This is a genomic window from Anaerotruncus sp. G3(2012) (assembly GCF_000403395.2).
Taxonomy (GTDB): domain Bacteria; phylum Bacillota; class Clostridia; order Oscillospirales; family Ruminococcaceae; genus Anaerotruncus.
This window is the reverse complement of record NZ_KE159657.1, coordinates 84,422-99,968: the sequence shown is the minus strand read 5'-3', so window position 1 is coordinate 99,968 and position 15,547 is coordinate 84,422. Positions and strand designations below refer to the sequence as shown.

Annotated in this window: 17 protein-coding genes; 1 reads left to right on the top strand and 16 read right to left on the bottom strand. The window is 57.6% G+C overall.

The features are described from left to right. Positions 1 to 9 precede the first annotated feature (9 nt). From C814_RS06480 to mltG, 10 genes are all read right to left on the bottom strand, one after another. Complete coding sequence (locus C814_RS06480) at positions 10 to 1,512, bottom strand: sugar ABC transporter ATP-binding protein (RefSeq protein ID WP_016314822.1); 1,503 nt, start codon at positions 1,510 to 1,512, stop codon at positions 10 to 12. 207 nt (positions 1,513 to 1,719) lie between these two features. Further along, on the bottom strand, positions 1,720 to 2,901 hold the full coding sequence (locus C814_RS06475) for a galactose ABC transporter substrate-binding protein (protein ID WP_016314821.1): 1,182 nt from the start codon (positions 2,899 to 2,901) through the stop codon (positions 1,720 to 1,722). A gap of 274 nt (positions 2,902 to 3,175) precedes the next feature. Then, entirely contained in the window at positions 3,176 to 3,709 is a 534-nt protein-coding gene (locus tag C814_RS06470) for an inorganic diphosphatase (protein WP_016314820.1), read from the bottom strand. A gap of 79 nt (positions 3,710 to 3,788) precedes the next feature. After that, positions 3,789 to 4,394, bottom strand: coding sequence for a LexA family protein (locus C814_RS06465; protein WP_016314819.1), 606 nt, complete (start codon positions 4,392 to 4,394; stop codon positions 3,789 to 3,791). Then, positions 4,363 to 4,788, bottom strand: a complete 426-nt coding sequence (locus C814_RS24385) for a hypothetical protein (RefSeq protein WP_207637133.1) — start codon at positions 4,786 to 4,788, stop codon at positions 4,363 to 4,365. The genes C814_RS06465 and C814_RS24385 overlap by 32 nt, the downstream gene beginning before the upstream one ends. Before the next feature lie 38 nt (positions 4,789 to 4,826). Then, positions 4,827 to 5,711 (bottom strand): radical SAM protein, encoded by an 885-nt coding sequence (locus tag C814_RS06455; protein WP_016314817.1) that lies wholly within the window; start codon positions 5,709 to 5,711, stop codon positions 4,827 to 4,829. Then, positions 5,708 to 6,142: a C-GCAxxG-C-C family protein gene (locus C814_RS06450; protein WP_016314816.1), complete on the bottom strand. Its 435-nt coding sequence runs from the start codon at positions 6,140 to 6,142 to the stop codon at positions 5,708 to 5,710. Before C814_RS06450 ends, C814_RS06455 begins: the two co-directional genes overlap by 4 nt. A gap of 364 nt (positions 6,143 to 6,506) precedes the next feature. After that, entirely contained in the window at positions 6,507 to 7,250 is a 744-nt protein-coding gene (locus tag C814_RS06445; protein WP_016314815.1) for a YebC/PmpR family DNA-binding transcriptional regulator, read from the bottom strand. A gap of 35 nt (positions 7,251 to 7,285) precedes the next feature. Next, entirely contained in the window at positions 7,286 to 8,527 is a 1,242-nt protein-coding gene (locus C814_RS06440; protein ID WP_016314814.1) for a peptidase U32 family protein, read from the bottom strand. Between the two features lie 7 nt (positions 8,528 to 8,534). After that, positions 8,535 to 10,184 carry an endolytic transglycosylase MltG gene (gene mltG, locus C814_RS21985; protein WP_016314813.1) on the bottom strand — a complete coding sequence of 550 codons (1,650 nt, stop codon included), beginning with the start codon at positions 10,182 to 10,184 and terminating at the stop codon, positions 8,535 to 8,537. Between the two features lie 242 nt (positions 10,185 to 10,426). Here mltG and C814_RS24040 point away from each other — a divergent pair, with 242 nt between their 5' ends. Then, on the top strand, positions 10,427 to 10,597 hold the full coding sequence (locus C814_RS24040) for a hypothetical protein (protein ID WP_016314812.1): 171 nt from the start codon (positions 10,427 to 10,429) through the stop codon (positions 10,595 to 10,597). A gap of 194 nt (positions 10,598 to 10,791) precedes the next feature. On the opposite strand, the gene C814_RS06435 is transcribed toward C814_RS24040, so the two are convergent. The 6 genes from C814_RS06435 to thyX all read right to left on the bottom strand — a co-directional run bounded on the left by C814_RS06435 (position 10,792) and on the right by thyX (position 15,461). Next, positions 10,792 to 11,412 carry a 5-formyltetrahydrofolate cyclo-ligase gene (locus C814_RS06435; protein ID WP_016314811.1) on the bottom strand — a complete coding sequence of 207 codons (621 nt, stop codon included), beginning with the start codon at positions 11,410 to 11,412 and terminating at the stop codon, positions 10,792 to 10,794. Further along, a complete protein-coding gene (locus C814_RS06430; RefSeq protein WP_016314810.1) occupies positions 11,400 to 11,942 on the bottom strand; it encodes a DJ-1 family glyoxalase III in 543 nt (180 codons plus the stop codon). The genes C814_RS06435 and C814_RS06430 overlap by 13 nt, the downstream gene beginning before the upstream one ends. Positions 11,943 to 12,046: 104 nt before the next feature. Further along, entirely contained in the window at positions 12,047 to 12,922 is an 876-nt protein-coding gene (locus tag C814_RS06425) for a GNAT family N-acetyltransferase (protein ID WP_016314809.1), read from the bottom strand. A 16-nt stretch (positions 12,923 to 12,938) separates the two neighbouring features. Then, positions 12,939 to 13,847 carry a DUF2156 domain-containing protein gene (locus C814_RS06420; RefSeq protein WP_016314808.1) on the bottom strand — a complete coding sequence of 303 codons (909 nt, stop codon included), beginning with the start codon at positions 13,845 to 13,847 and terminating at the stop codon, positions 12,939 to 12,941. 166 nt (positions 13,848 to 14,013) lie between these two features. Continuing rightward, the gene (locus C814_RS06415; protein WP_016314807.1) at positions 14,014 to 14,685 is read right to left on the bottom strand and encodes a dTMP kinase; all 672 of its coding nucleotides are present in this window, start codon (positions 14,683 to 14,685) and stop codon (positions 14,014 to 14,016) included. Beyond that, entirely contained in the window at positions 14,682 to 15,461 is a 780-nt protein-coding gene (gene thyX / locus C814_RS06410; protein ID WP_016314806.1) for an FAD-dependent thymidylate synthase, read from the bottom strand. Before thyX ends, C814_RS06415 begins: the two co-directional genes overlap by 4 nt. Positions 15,462 to 15,547 lie beyond the last annotated feature (86 nt).

Genomic DNA, 15,547 nt, shown 5'->3' with positions numbered 1-15,547 from the left:
ATCCCCCTCCTATACATATTTCGCAGCCAGCGTCAGGATCTCCTCCTGACTGGTGTTTTTCGCATCCACCTCACCGGCCACCTGCCCGCCCGACATGACCAGAATCCGGTCGCAGACGCCGAGCAGCTCCGGCATTTCGGAGGATACCATGATAACCCCCTTGCCCTCGTTCGCAAGGTCGATGATGAGCTGATAGATTTCATACTTTGCCCCGACGTCAATACCGCGCGTCGGTTCATCCAGCAAAAGCACCTCCGGTTTGGTCAGCAGCCAGCGGCCAATAATCACCTTCTGCTGGTTGCCGCCTGAGAGGGAGCGGATCTGGGTTTTCTGACTGGGCGTCTTAATATGCATCGCCTTGATCGCCCAGTCGGTGTCCTCTGCCATTTTTTTGTCGTTCAGGCAGATACCGGCCATCAGATAACTTTTCAGGTTAGAGATGACGGTGTTTTCCAGAATATCCCGGATGCCGAAGATGCCGGTCGCGCGGCGTTCCTCGGTCAGGAGGGCAAACCCGTTTTTGATCGACTCCTGCGGGGAGTGGTTGAAAATCTCTTTGCCATGCAGGCGGATCGTGCTGCCATTCTCCTTGGTCATCACCCCGAACAGGTTTTCCAGCACTTCGGTACGCCCTGAGCCATCCAGACCCGCGATCCCGAGGATCTCCCCTTTATGCAGGCTGAACGATGCATCCTTGAGCCGGGTGTACCGCCCTTGCAGATGCTCGACCTCCAGAATTACTTCGCCGGGTTTGTTGGTTTTGGGCGGGAACCGATTGGTCAGCTCGCGCCCGACCATCAGCCGGATGATCTCTTCCATCGTCAGCTCTTTTGCCGCGCGGGTCGCCACCCAGGTACCATCACGCATGATCGTGACGTCGTCCGAAATCCGCAGGATTTCTTCCATCTTGTGCGAGATATAGATGATTCCACAGCCCTTTTCCTTGAGCATCGTGATGATGCGGAACAGGTGCTCAACCTCGGTTTCGGTCAGGGAGGAGGTCGGCTCGTCAAATACGATGATCTTCGCATCGTACGAAACCGCCTTTGCAATCTCCACCATCTGCCGCTGGGAAACCGGCATGGTGGACATGATCGCCAAAGGATTGACCTTAACTTCGAGGTTTTCAAAAATCTCCTTTGTCCGCTGCCGCATCATCCGCTCGCTGACCATCACCCCGCCTACCTTGGGGTAACGCCCCAGCCACAGGTTATCCTGCACGCTCCGGGTAAGTGCCTGGTTCAGCTCCTGATGTACCATAGCAACGCCGTTTTCCAGCGCTTCCTTGGAGCTTTTGAAGTTGACCTCTTTGCCTTCCAGCGTGATCGTGCCGCCGTCCTTGCTATAAATCCCGAACAGACATTTCATCAGCGTCGATTTACCCGCGCCGTTCTCGCCCATCAGCGCATGGACGGTGCCGGGGCGGACTGTCAGCGACACGTTGTCCAGCGCCTTGACACCGGGGAACTCTTTGCTGATATTCTTCATTTCCAGCAGTGCTGGCCGATCCATGTGACTCCTCCTCTCTCTGCGGCGGATTCCGCAACCCTTCCCCACAGCCTGCCTGAAAACCGGGCAAAAGACGATGCCCCGGCCTTCCGGACAGACCCTGTCGAAAACGGCTCCGGAATCCGCAGTATGCGGGGCTGTCATCAGACAGCCCCGCACACTCCGCTTTTATCCTTCCGGTTGGTACGCGTTTGTGTTGGAGCGCTTCACTCAGCCGGTGTATACGCCGTACGGGACGCGGATTTTAGCTACGCCAGCGTCTACATTGAAGCTGGAAGTATTATCCATCAGGGCCGCCCCACTGTTGAGGTTGGAAACCAGAGCAGTGATCGTGTTGGCCATGCCCTCTGCATCCTGCATGATGGTACCGGTCATCTGGCCATTCTGGATCTTCTCCTTCGCGGAATCCACCGCGTCTACCCCGAATACCGGGATGAACTTGCCAATATTGTTCTCTTCATCGTAGCCGTTGTTGTAGCCGGCAGCCTGAAGCGCCGCGATTGCACCCTCAGCCATGCCATCGTTGTTCGCGATGACCATTTCGACCATGTTGTTGTTTGCCTCGGAGTACTCAGCGAGGATGGTGTTCATGTAGTCGGTTGCAGCCTGCGAAGACCATGCGCCGGTCTGGTCAACCAGGTACTTGGAGGCGTTGCCTGCATTGTAGAATGCCAGCGGCTCTTTGCCAGCCTCTGCGAGCAGCTTGTCGCAATCCTCAACCGCGAACTGGGTGCGGTACTCGGCCTCTGCGTTGCCCTCCTGGCCTTTGAACATGACATAGGAGATGGCCCCGTCCTTGTTGAGGTCCACTGCATCGTAGTTAGCGAGCAGGTACTCGGCGATCATCTGGCCCTGCATGTGACCAGCCTCGGCGGCGTCAGTGCCGACAAACGCGCAGTTCTCATAGCTGTTGACAACATCATCCGCAACCTCGCGGTTGAAGAAGATGATCGGGATACCGGCAGTTTTGGCGGCATCACAGGCGGTCTGCGCCGCATCCGGCGAAGAGGTCTCAACGATGTTGACAACCAGCAGGTTGCATCCGTTGGTGATCGCGGTATTGATCTGGTCGAGCTGGTTGGCCTGGTTGTTGTTGCCGTCGTAGTTCTGGAAGGTGACGCCCAGCTCGTTGAGCTTCGCATCCATGTTGGTGCGCACGCTGGTGATGTAGACATCCGAGAAGGTGTAATAGAATACGCCTACATTCAGGTCAGACGCTGCCGGAGCCGGGGTTTCAGCCGGAGCCGAAGAGGCCGCCGGGGCTTCCGAAGAGGCCGGTGCGGCAGAAGAAGCCGGCGCCGCCGAAGAGGTGGACCCGGAACCGCCGCAGCCCGCGAGCGCGGTACCGATCATTGCTGCTGCAAGGATGGAAGCAAGTAATTTTTTCATCATTTTTTCCTCCTAAAATAGCTGTGGTGTTTCTGTCTTTATCCGTTTCCCCGGGTTCCATGCAAAGCTGTCAGACAGCATTCTGCTCACCACTTCAAAATCCTGCCCCGTTTTGAGCTGCTTTGATGCTACCATTGTAACCGCTGGGGATGTTTTTATTTTAGTGAAAATTACCCGAAAAAGCGATAGAAAAATCTTCGTTTTTCTATGAAAAAACTTGGCTGACAAAAAACTGCATAAAAAAGCCCCCGGAGATACCGGGGGACGGTTTCATTCGTTATCCCTTGCAGAATTTCTCTATGTAGTTATCAACCGCTGCCTGAATGATACCCAGCGCGGCTTCCGAGCCGGACGCCTCATTGACCGCAGTCTGTTTCCCCTCCAGCTCCTTATAGACAGTGAAGAAATGGCGCATCTCCTCGAAAATATGCTTGGGCAGCTCATCAATGTCCTTATACATATTATACATCGGGTCGTTGAACGGGATCGCGATGATCTTTTCATCGTATTTGCCATTGTCGATCATCGAGATCACACCGATCGGATAGCAGCGAACCAGGCTCAGCGGAATCAGCGATTCCGAACAGAGCACCAACACATCCAGCGGGTCACCGTCGTCCCCATAGGTGCGGGGAATGAACCCGTAGTTCGCAGGATAGTGGGTGGAGGTGTAAAGGATGCGGTCCAGAATGATCAATCCGGTTTCCTTATCCAGTTCATACTTGTTCTTGCCGCCCTTGCCAATCTCGATCACCGCAATAAAATCTTCTTTTGTGATCCTTTTGGGAGAAATGTCATGCCAAATATTCACAATAAAACCCCTTTTCCGTGTATCAATAAACGTCCAAAACGGATGGTTTTAGTCTAGCACAATTTCCTCAAAAATGCAATCACCATTTGGTTTTTGTTTCCACGACCTTCCCCACAATCGTGAGCTGGGAAAGCTCCTCCCCCATAAAAATCTGTGGCTGGTAGGACTGGTTAAACGGCTGCAAAATCACCGCGCCATCCCGTTTCACCACCCGCTTGAGGGTTCCTTCCTCCCCGTCGACCAGCACCACCGCCAGCTCGCCGCTCTCGACATCCGGCTGCCTGTGGACCAGCGCGAGATCCCCGCTGCTGATCCGCGGTTCCATGCTGTCGCCGCTCACCACCAGATAGAAATATTCCTCCGGATTATGCACGCTGGCGGGTTCCGTCCCGCGGTACTCCTGAAAAGCAAGCGCCCCATAGCCCGCGCGGACAGTCCCCAGGATGGGCAGAAGAACCTCCCCTGCCGCCCCCGCGGACGCTGGCGGGATCAGCTCCCGCCCTAGCAGCAGGTCGACTGACACCTCAAAAATATCCGCGATCTCCCGCAAGGTGGCGGGATCAGGCGTGGACTTCCCAGTTTCCCATTTTCCGACCGCCTGCTGGCTGATCCCCAGCCGTTCCGCCAGTGCATGTTGGGAGAATCTGCGCATCTTACGCAGCTCCTTCAACCGCTCTGCAAACATCCTGCCGACCACCTTTCGTCCCTTCTTTTTCCATTATACAGCGAGTAGTTGTTTTTGTCAATTCAAATTTCGATAAAAAGTTGTTCTTTAGCTTGACAACTCCAAAAAGTTGTATTATAGTTTTAGAAACAAACGTTCCTAATTTTAAAAAAAAGCAGGTGAAGGTATGAAACTGGTCAGGCGGGTCCGCTTCCTTTTCCAGGCAGGCGTATTGCTCGCATTCTTTCTGGTATTTGGCACAGTCGGTGCATTGGAAACCGACATGATTAACCCGGTACAGTTTGCTGTGCAGCTCACCGCCTGCACTGGTTTTGGGGTTTTCTGTGCCCGGATGAGCCGCCGGAGATTTTTTATCCGGCTGAAAGACCTCCGGCACCTGCCCTTTTCCAGACACCGGCGGACCATCCTGCACGCCGCATGACCCCAGCGTTTTCAGACTCCTTCCAGATCAAACGGCGGTGTGTATTCCTCCCGCGCGGAGGAACGCTCCTGCATAAACCCTTCCAGCCCGAGCGACTGCGCATGTGCCAACACTATTTTATATTCATAGCTGCTGACCCTCCGTCGCAGCTCAGGGAACCGCTCCAGATCACCGCATGGGGTGTACTGGCTCATCAGGCTGACAAGCACTTCCCCCGGCAGGAAAGTCCCCGCGATCCAGTCGAGCACTGCTGCCGCATCCTGTACCCCCTTTGGCAGCACAAGATGCCGGATCACCACCCCTTTCCGAAGCAGGCCGGACGCATCCCACACTGGTTTTCCCGTCTGGCGGTGCATCTCCCGGATTGCTTTGGTAGCTGCCGCCCAATAATCGGACGCACCGGAATAACGCTCCGCCCGGACAGAGCCGGCATATTTCAGATCAGGCAGGTAGATATCCACCAGTCCCTCCATCGCGCGCAGGGCTTCCGCCCGCTCATAGCCGCCCGAGTTCCAGACCACCGGCACCCGCAGCCTGGCAAGCTGTAATGCGTCCCGCACCCACGGGAGGTAATGGGTCGGGTTCACCAGATTGATGTTATGTGCCCCCTGTGCCTGCAACATAAGAAAAATTTCGGCCAACCGATTGACCGAAATCTCTTTTCCAAAATTCCCCGCACTGATCTTTCCATTTTGGCAGAAGCAGCAGCGCAGCGGGCATCCCGAGAAAAAGACAGTGCCCGATCCGTTCTGACCGCTGATACAGGGTTCCTCCCAAAAGTGCAGGGCAGCACGCGCCACCCGCACCTGATTTCCGCCGCCGCAGTCTCCCTGCCCGGATGTGCGGTCAGCCCCGCAGACGCGCGGACAAAGCCTGCAATTCGTAATCCGGATCATTTTTGGGTCTGTGCCTCTGCATCCCCGACAAGCTGTGCCTCCACGATCCGGGCAGCATCCGCAATCCAGCGGTTGCATGGCCGTTCGAGCGACATATCATTCTTTTCGAGCAGCTCGCGACAGATCACCGTACCATTCTGCTCCTTGAACGCCGCGCAGAGCTTCTGTACCTGCTCATAGGTTTCCACCTTGCTGATCCCGTTTTCGACCCCGCCGCTGCTGCCTTTCACCCCTGCCAGCATATACATTGCGGTCACTGCGCCGCAGGTCCCGTCCTGCATGCCGCCCATGCCGCCGCCGAACCCTTCCGCCAGCCGGAACGCGGTGGATTCGTCCATCCCGAACAGTTCGCAGTAGGCGCAGACGACCGACTGTGCACAGTTATACCCTCTATCATGGTTTGTGACCGCCCGTTCCACTCGATTTTCCATCCATCTTTCCTCCAATTCACAGTTCGGACCCGCCCCGGCAGGCTGGGCGCAACTTCCTTCTTCCCCGACCTAAACCTAGGGGCTGTTTGAAAAATCGAAATAGCCGTCTTTTTCTACAAAAAGCGGCAGCTGCCGCGTCAAAAATGCGCGGAATACAGCAAGTATTCCTGTGCTTTTTTCCTTGCAACCGCTCGCTTTTTACGAACCATCCGTCTATTTCTCTATTTTCAAACAAGCCCTAAAGTTTTACTCGATTTTTTTCAAAAAATCGCGGGGTCAGGGGGCAGAGCCCCCGCCGCCGGCGGCAAGAGGGGGGCTTTTTGCAAGTGAAAAAGCCCCCTCATCAAAATTGCAAAACAGAATTTTAATCCTCGTCCGGCTCCTCGGGCATGTCCCAGTTGTGATAGACGTTCTGCACATCATCGTTGTCGTCAAACAGATCGAGCAGTTTTTCCATCTTTTTGACCAGTTCCTCATCGGTGATCTGGGTTTTGGTCATTGGGATATACTCAGCCTCGGCGGAATCGTAGGTATAGCCCAGCTTTTCAAGCGCGGATGCGACCTTGGTCACATCATTCGGCTCGGTGACAATCGTAATCATCCCGTCCTCATAGTCAAAGTCGGATGCACCCGCCGCAAATGCGTCATCCATCACCTTTTCCTCGTCGATCTGGTTGTCTTCATTCTCAATGTAGATCATGCCTCTACGCTCGAAAAGGAACGACACGCTCCCGCTCTGCCCGAGGTTGCCACCGCATTTATCGAAATAGTGGCGCAGGTCGCCGGCAGTGCGGTTACGGTTGTCGCTCAGAGTCTCAACGATGACTGCTACACCCGAAGGCCCATAGCCCTCGTATGTAATCTCCTCGTAGTTCTCCTTGCCCTCGCTCGCTTTCTTGAGCAGACGCTCAATGTTGTCGTTCGGGACATTGTTCGCTTTGGCTTTGGCGATCAGTGTAGCCAGCCGGCTGTTGTTATTCGGGTCGGAACCGCCCTCGCGCGCGGCAACCGTGATTTCCCGTCCAATTTTGGTAAAAATTTTGGCTTTTGCGCCATCCGTTTTCTCTTTTTTCCGTTTGATATTCGCCCATTTGGAATGTCCTGACATTTTTTTCAACCTTTCTTTCCATGGTGTGCTGACTTTCAAATCGTTTCTGCCGCCTGCCTGCGCAGGATCGACCCGGCTGGCAGGGGGGTGTCATATGGGAGCAGATAACGCCGCATTGGATGGCAGGCGGACTCAACCTCCCCGCACTCCGGATCGAGAATCATCCCGATCTCAAATAAAACCGGCCTGCTGTGCGGGATCATGATTTCCACCCGGTCGCCCCGGGTGAACCGGTTGCGCTCGGTGACCACCAAACTGCCGTCCTCCCAGCCGCCCACCACCGCGACAATCTCCCATTCGCGGATATAGCCGCCATCCCGGTCGCGCTGGTCGGGGCGGTCAAAGTAAAACCCGGTCGAATATTCCCGGTGGCTGACCCGGTTGACCTCCTCCAATGTCCATGGGGGCGGCTCAAACCGCTCGGGGTCACGCCGATAAGCGTCAATCGCGCCGCGGTAGGCATTGGTTATCACTGCGGTATAGTAGGCGGATTTTGCCCGCCCTTCGATCTTGAACGAGGTGATCCCCGCCTGCGCCAGCTTGTCAATATGCTCGATCATACAGAGGTCTTTCGCATTGAGCAGGTAGCTGCCCCGCTCATCCTCAAAGATCGGGAAATACTGCCCCGGACGCTTCTCCTCAACCAGACGGTAATTCCAGCGGCAGGGCTGCGCACATTCACCGCGGTTGGCATCCCGCCGGGTCAGATAACTGCTGATAAGGCACCGGCCTGAAAAGGACATGCACATCGCCCCATGGACGAACGCTTCCAGTTCGAGTTCGGGCGGGGCCTTGTCCCTGATGACACGGATCGTATCGAGCGAAAGCTCGCGCGCGAGTACCACACGGGACGCCCCCAGCCGAAAAAGCTCGGTCGCGGTGAGATAGTTGACGACCCCCGCCTGCGTCGAGATATGGACCGGCAGCGCGGGGACGACCCGACGGGCAAGCATCAGAATACCCACATCCGCCACGATCAACGCGTCCACTCCGGCCTCCTGCGCCATCCGCAGAAATTCGGGAAGCTGTTCGGCCTCCTCGTTGGTCGGGAGGGTATTGCAGGTGAGATACACCCGCGTCCCGCGTTCGTGTGCATAGGTGCAAGCGGCTTTCAGTCCGTCCGCGTCGAAGTTGGCCGAAGCGGCACGCATACCGAACTGTGTGCCGCCGAGGTAAACCGCATCCGCTCCATAGCGGATCGCGGCTTCCAGACATTCCCGGTCACCCGCCGGGGAGAGCAGCTCTGGCATCTGCAAAACAGGATTCCCCTTTTTCATGCAGTCTTTACGCCTCCGGCGCATCGGTGTCCGCGGCGGTGCCGTGTACCTTGCCGTTCTGCGCCGCAACCGCAACATTCTGGTCGTGCTCGGCGAGGGTGGATGCATAGTAATAGTTGCCCGCCTCATCGGTAACAAAGTAATAGTAGTTGTTCTGGGCCGGGTAGAGCGCTGCCCGGATCGCCTCCAAGCCCGGGTTGCAGACCGGTCCGACCGGCAGCCCTTTGCAGACATAGGTGTTGTACGCATCATACATCGCCTGATTCGGGTCAACCGCATCGGGGTTGGACTCTTTGTCCACCGCATCGTCGAGAAACGGTTTAATATAGTTGTTAACATAATCACGCGTAACATCCGACTGAAGCTGCGGCAGCTGGCTTCCCTCCGCAAGGCGGTTGTGGAATACGCCCGACACATTCCCCATCTGCTCGGCGTTGCTCGCCTCTTTCTGGATCACCGAAGCAAGGGTGATCGCCTGATCGACACTCATCCCGACAGCCGACAGCCGCTCGGTCAGTTCTTCATCCGCTATCACCCGGTTATAGAAGTTATTGAAGAACCGCTGCACCACCTGTGCCGGTTTCATGTCTTTATAGAAATTGTAGGTGTCCGGGAAGAAATACCCTTCATATTTGCGGAACCGGTCCGCGCTGCGCGGAATCTCCGCGACAAAGTCGTAATCCGAAAGATCAGCAGTATTGAGATATTCATAAAGCGCGTCCGCCGTACAGACCTCCGCCTCTTCGAGGCTCTGCGCCATCTCGCTGAGGGTCATACCCTCATAGAACAACACCCGGACCTCAATCAGGATCTTGGAGCCGGTGCGGAACTTCATCATGATCTGGTCATACCCCATGTTCTTGTTGAGGGTGTAGTTTCCCGGCTCGTATTTGGCGGTATCGTCCTTGAAGTCGGCATAAATCTGAAAGACCAGCGGCTGGGTGATGATCCCTTCGGTTTGCAGCTTTTCCGCGATTTCCGCAGTAGTAAGCCCCGCCGGGAGGGTAAATTCGACCTCCCCCTCCGCCTTGTTTAGGCCGAACAGGTCGCTGGCGGTTTCAAGCGCGAAAAACGCCAGGAAAACCGAAACCGCCAGAACAACGATCAGCGCGATGATCGCTTTGAACCAGCGTCCGCCTCCGCCGCCTTCATACTCGTCCTCATCTTCTTCGTCATCGTAGCCGCCGCCATATCCACCGCCTCCGCCGCCTGCTGCGCGGACCGGCTGCATGGCCGGGTAACTGCGCGGCGACCCGGACGGGCCGTACGCATCCTCATCAATCTGCACCTGAAACTCCTTCCGGCGAGCCTGCATCTGTGGGGGATTCGTCTGCGGTGCAGGGTACTGCGGCTGCATCGGATACTGCGGAGCGGTCGCCTGCTGATATTGAGGCGCCGCCACCCCCTGTCGGGACGGGCGCACTGCCCTCTGCTGCGGATGGCCTGTCCGCATCTGCTGCCGCTGCTGCGCGGAGGAGCGCGCCTGCTGTGCGGACGGACGCGGAGCGGTCGCCTGTGCGGCGCGGGGGCTGGGTTGTTGTTCCTCACGGTCAAAGTCAAAAGCCCTGCGTCCCGCAGCCCCCGAACCGGGAGGCGGTTCCATATCATCCAGCTTGAAGTTGCGGATCAGGCTTTCAAACTCATCATTGGTGCTCATATGTCCTCCTTATCCTCCGCCGGAACGCCATTTTTGTCGTTCTTTTGCGGGCGGAAAAGTACAATTTGCCGATATATCATATATAATACCTCAAATTGGCACAATAATCAAATCCTTCGGGAGATTTAATCATAAATAATTCGTAAATTTTTTCCGTTCGCCGCTCTGCCCCTGTTGTAACCCATTTTTGGCCCCCCACATAGTATAAAACAAATCACTAACTAGAGAGGTGTCAATCAATCATGATGAACAACTGTAACTGTGGATGTGGATGCGTACCGGTTTGCAACAACTGCAACTGCGGGTGCGGATGCTGCGGCGGCAACGGTCTGGGATTCGGCGGCTCCAACGCAAGCTGGATCTGGATTCTTCTCATTATCATCATCCTGTTTGGTTGGGGCGGCTGCTGCTGATCCTTCCCGCGTACATCGACCGGAAAAAGGAGCCCGGGGTATTCCCGGACTCCTCTTTTCTGCAATTTTGAACGCAAACGCCCACCGCACGCCCAAGGCTGGACGTACAGCTTCCGGGTTCGGTCTTTCCAGCGACCGGCGATCACCATGAAAAAGGCCGGATGAAACGCCAGGCCCAATGAGGCTCAACCGGTTCACCTGCTTCTCTTCGATTTGGTGCGCTGCGGCTGTGCGGCGCAGACACACAGCCGCGATTCGGTTACCACGAGATCGACCGCAACATCATACCGCCCATGCCACAGCCCCTTGCAGAGGTTATGCGCATAGGTGATCCCGATTTTCGGGTGCGGATACCGCGAAAGGAACCGGTCATAGTAGCCAGCGCCATAGCCGAGCCGGAACCCCGAGCGGTCGTAGGCGAGCGCTGGTACGATACAGATGCTCCCGTCGTATCGGGTGACCAGCTCACACCGTCCGGGAACCGGTTCCAGAACCCCGAACGTCTGTGGGGCTAGGTCATCCATCCCGGTGATATAGTAGAACTCCATTTCGTGGCTGCCCTCGATGCACCGCGGAACCGCCACCCGCTTGCCATCCGCGAGGGCACGTTCAATCAGCCCAAGCGTGTCCACCTCGATCGGCAAGGATACATAGGCAAGCAGGGTATGACACCGCGCGTACTCCCGCAGGCGGACCAGCCGTTCCCGTATTTTACGGTCCGCACGCTTTTTCTGCCCATCGGGCATTGCCCTGCGCCATTCCTTGATCTCAGCGCGCAGCTTCTGCTTGAGCGGGCGGATGTCTACCCTCTGCATTGCAGTGATGCCTCCAGAACCGCGGCCCGCTCCCTGCCCTTGAACAGCTCCACCAGCTTGAGGGCGAACTCGAGCGCGACACCCATCCCGCGCCCGGTGACAAACCGGCCATCGACGCAGACATACGACTCCGAAAGCCGGGCACCGGTGAGCTGCTCTTCAAAACCGGGGAAACAGGTCGCCTCCCGCCCGTCGAGAAGCCCTTTATGCCCCAAAATCGACGGGGCCGCGCAGATCGCCGCAATCCATCTGTCGTTTGCGGCGCAGAAGTCGATCGCTGCCTGAACCGCCTGGGAACGCTCGAGGTTGAGGGTTCCCGGCATCCCGCCCGGCAGAACGATCATCTCGATTTCCGATGGCTCCACCTCCTGCTCGGACAGGTCGGTCCCGACCACGATCCCATGCGAGCCGGCCACCGTCCTGCCGCCCACACCGACCGTCCTGACCTCCAGCTCCGCACGCCGCAGAACGTCCACTGCGGTCAATCCCTCGATCTCCTCAAAGCCATCCGCAAGGAATACATAAATCATCTCGATACACTCCTTTTCTGTCCTCCCGCACCTGCGGGGACGCGTTCCTGAAAGCCTGACCAATTTCTCCCGCTGCCCAAAAGGGCGGCCAGGGGCCTTGCTGTTTAATCCAATACCAGACTGATATAGGGCGCCCTGCCATCGGTGCTGAATGTCCGGGCTTTTGCGTCGGTGTCGTACCAGTAGGCCGCACCCGAAGCGACCCGCTCAAGCGGATAGGGGCATTCGATGTCCATCGGCAGGCGCAGATGGTATTCCTGCGCGTCATACTTGCGCTGAAGGATGGCCAATGCGGTTTCGATCGTCATTCCATCGAGCGCAAGCTCCTTGACCAGCACCGACCCGCTCCGGCTGTAGCAGACCGCGACCGCACGCGCCCCCCCGGTGGTGAGGGTGAGGGTTTCGCCGCCATTGAATGCGGTGTCGGTCAGCCGGTAGGAGAGGGCGTCCCCATCCCACCGGACGAACATCGTGCGCCCGGAAAACGCATTTTCCCGGATGCCCATAAACTCTTCCGCCGTTGATTCGCTGACCGCAAAACTCCCGTTGTATTCCGGGATCTGATCCCTGGTGACAATCGTGTGCCCTGCATAGAACGCCGCCTCAAACCCCCGCTTGCCGTAGAAATTATAGAGCGGCCCGCTCGCAGGGACGAGCACCGAAAGTTTCAGGCCCGCCTGCCGCATATGTTTGTGGGCGGCTTCGAGCATCTTTGTGCTGATCCCCCGCCCCCGGTGGCTGGCCTTGGTCGCCACCGCATAGATGTACCGCGCAGGCAGAATCCCCGCCCGGGTCACCACCGTCATCGGCAGAAGCGAGAGCATCGAAACCGGGGTTTCCCCGTCGATGAACACCATTGTATGCCGGGCAATGTCGTGCTGGGCAAAATACAGGTCAACATAATCATTGTTGTCCCCAAAGCACTCGTGCCAGAGCTGGCGCAGCGCCTCCCGCATACTTTCATCTGCAAATCGGATCATCTGCCAAACGCCTCCTCTATTGTTTTGCACCCTTTTCGGACACCAGATATTTCTCCAGCAGGATGGCAGGGCGGTAGGAGAGTTTTGCCTTGCGAAGCCCCTCGTCCCCCACGTCATCCTCCCGGTTGACATATCGGTATTCCGCACAGTTATGCGCAGCAAACTGCTGGTTAATCATCGGGTAGGCGCCCGCTACCGAGGCGAACGCCTTTTCGATATGCACAATAAACGTGTCCGACGAAAGCGGCCTGCCCATCGAGAAGGCGACGGCCCGGTCCCCTACCCGCAGGAGCCCGCCCCGCAGCCCGAGGGCATCGAACGTTTCAAAGCAGTTGCGCACCGCGCATGACTCCTCCAGCAGGCTCGGGTCCTCCCCGCACCCCATTTCGGCGCACCACTCGACGTTCATCCTCCATGCGTCCCCGATGTTCCGCGCGTCGATCGGCTCATAGCGCCAGTTCCCTTCCTGCTCCGCCTTGAACCGGTTGATAAAATTTCGTTTGGAATGCAGCTTTTTGCCCGCCAGCGTGATGAGCGATTCGCTCTCATAAAGGTAGTCAAAATTATCCCGCGCTTCCTCAAACGAAAACACACCCGGGAAGAGGGTTTCGAGCTGCGCGACATCCTCTTTCACCGCACCGCTGATGAGCAGGGGAAATCCGCGTTCCTGTGCGTCAAGCTGCATCGCCCGGATCACGGGGGCGAGGTCGCCGCTGCCCGCCGGGAAGAGATAGAAAGGCGGTTCCCCATCCTTGCGGGAGCGGACCAGATAGTAGTTTTCCATCCGGGCGACCTCGATCTGATAGATCGTCCGGTAGACGTAGTTGTTGGAAAAGGTGTATTCGCTCCCGCGCCGGTTGGACATCGCGAGCAGCGGCGCGATCCATTCCTGATCGCTGAGGGTAATCGGTTGAAACTCCAGCATATGGTGTACATCCCTTTTCTATACCTTTTTATCTTTCCCGGGAGCAGGGGCTTTCTCTCTTGCAAGAAGCCTCCGCCTGCCACCTCGCGGCAATTCACCCGAAAAAGCGCTTCACAGGATAAGCATTCCGTGCTCTGAGGAAAGCGCGGGCGCCTGTAAGTTTGGTCTATGGCCTACGGATACAGGCGGCTGCCGCCTCATAAACCCGCTCTGCAATCTCCTCGATCCCAAACGGCCGACGCTCGTCCGAACAGGGGATCACCCGCCAGCCAAACCGTTCCGCGGCATAGAGCGCACAGCCCCTGCACCGCTGGAGATAGGCGAAATTGGCCTCGTGGATGTCCTTTTTCCGTTCATCCCTCCTGTAGCGCACCGAAAGCAGCTCGCGTGAAACGTCCGGATACATGTCCAGATAAAGCACCAGGTCCGGCCGTGGGAGCTTCATCTCATCATACTCGTAGGCTTCCAGCCACGCGATAAACCGCCCCCACTCCTCACGCGGGAGCTTGGACATCTGATGGATCAAATTGGAGGTGGTGTAGCGGTCGGCAAGGATAGTATGCCCCGAAAGATAGTCATCCTTCCAGAACTGCATGTAACTTGCGAACCGGTCCACCGCATAGAAGCTGCTGGCGGCATAGGCGGAAACCTCGTCCGCCTGCCCGAACCTCCCGTCCAGATAGAGCCGGACCAGTGCGGAGGAGGGCTGCCCGTAATCCGGGAAGCTGATCGCCCGCACCGGCACCCGCTCCCGTTCCAGTCGCTCCCGCAAAAGCCGGGCCTGGGTCTGCTTGCCCGAGCCATCCAGGCCGTCGATCACAATCAGGGTCCCGTTCATCCCTGCGCCTCCTCTTTGAGCCGGGCGATCCGGGCGCGGACCTCTTCCGGCCTGCCGCAGGACATCTTCCCTTCGGTGCATCCGCCCCGCACACAGGGAGGGCCAGCCTTGGCAAAAAGGGTCGGCGCGACCTCGCTCACCAGCGCGAGCATCCGGTCGGCCACCTCGCGGATCTCCCACTGTGCCCGGTTGCAGCACCGATGGGAGAAAAAGTTGAGCAGGCTCCTCGCGTTCATCGTGACCACCAGCTTGGTGTCGCACGCATTCGGAAGCACAAACCGCGCATCCTCGATCGCCAGCTTTTCCGCCTGACGCACCGCATCCTGTTCGGGCACCCCAGCGGCGGCGAGCCGGGCGGTATGGTCCGCTTTCAGCAGGGCGGCAATCCGGTCGTAATAGTCCTGTGCCGAACGCATAGCCTCGTCAAACAGTGCCTGCGCTTCCGGGTTCTGCGCGATCTGGGGCGGGGTGACAAACGCAAACGCGTCTTCCCGCACATACCGCTGGCTCTGGACGCTGTAAGATGCGATCCGGTGCCGGGTGATCTGCGCGAGCAGCGAGCGGGAGACCCCCTCGATCCCGAAGGTGAAGCTGGCATGTTCGATCGGGCTTTCGTGCCCGATCTCGGCGAGCATCCCGACAAAACCGGATGCTTTTTCATCCGAGAGGTTGTCCAGCAGGTCGGCGATGGACGCGGGGGAATAACAGAGCCTGGCCGCAGCCGCAATCGTCCGCTCGGGGGCGGGGGTATGGGTAAGCAGGGTAACTTGTGGCATGGTTTATAACTTCCTCCTGTATGGTTTCGCAGGCCCGGCGCGTGGGAGCAGGTTCTGCCTGCTCCCTATCCGCACGCTGCCGCACC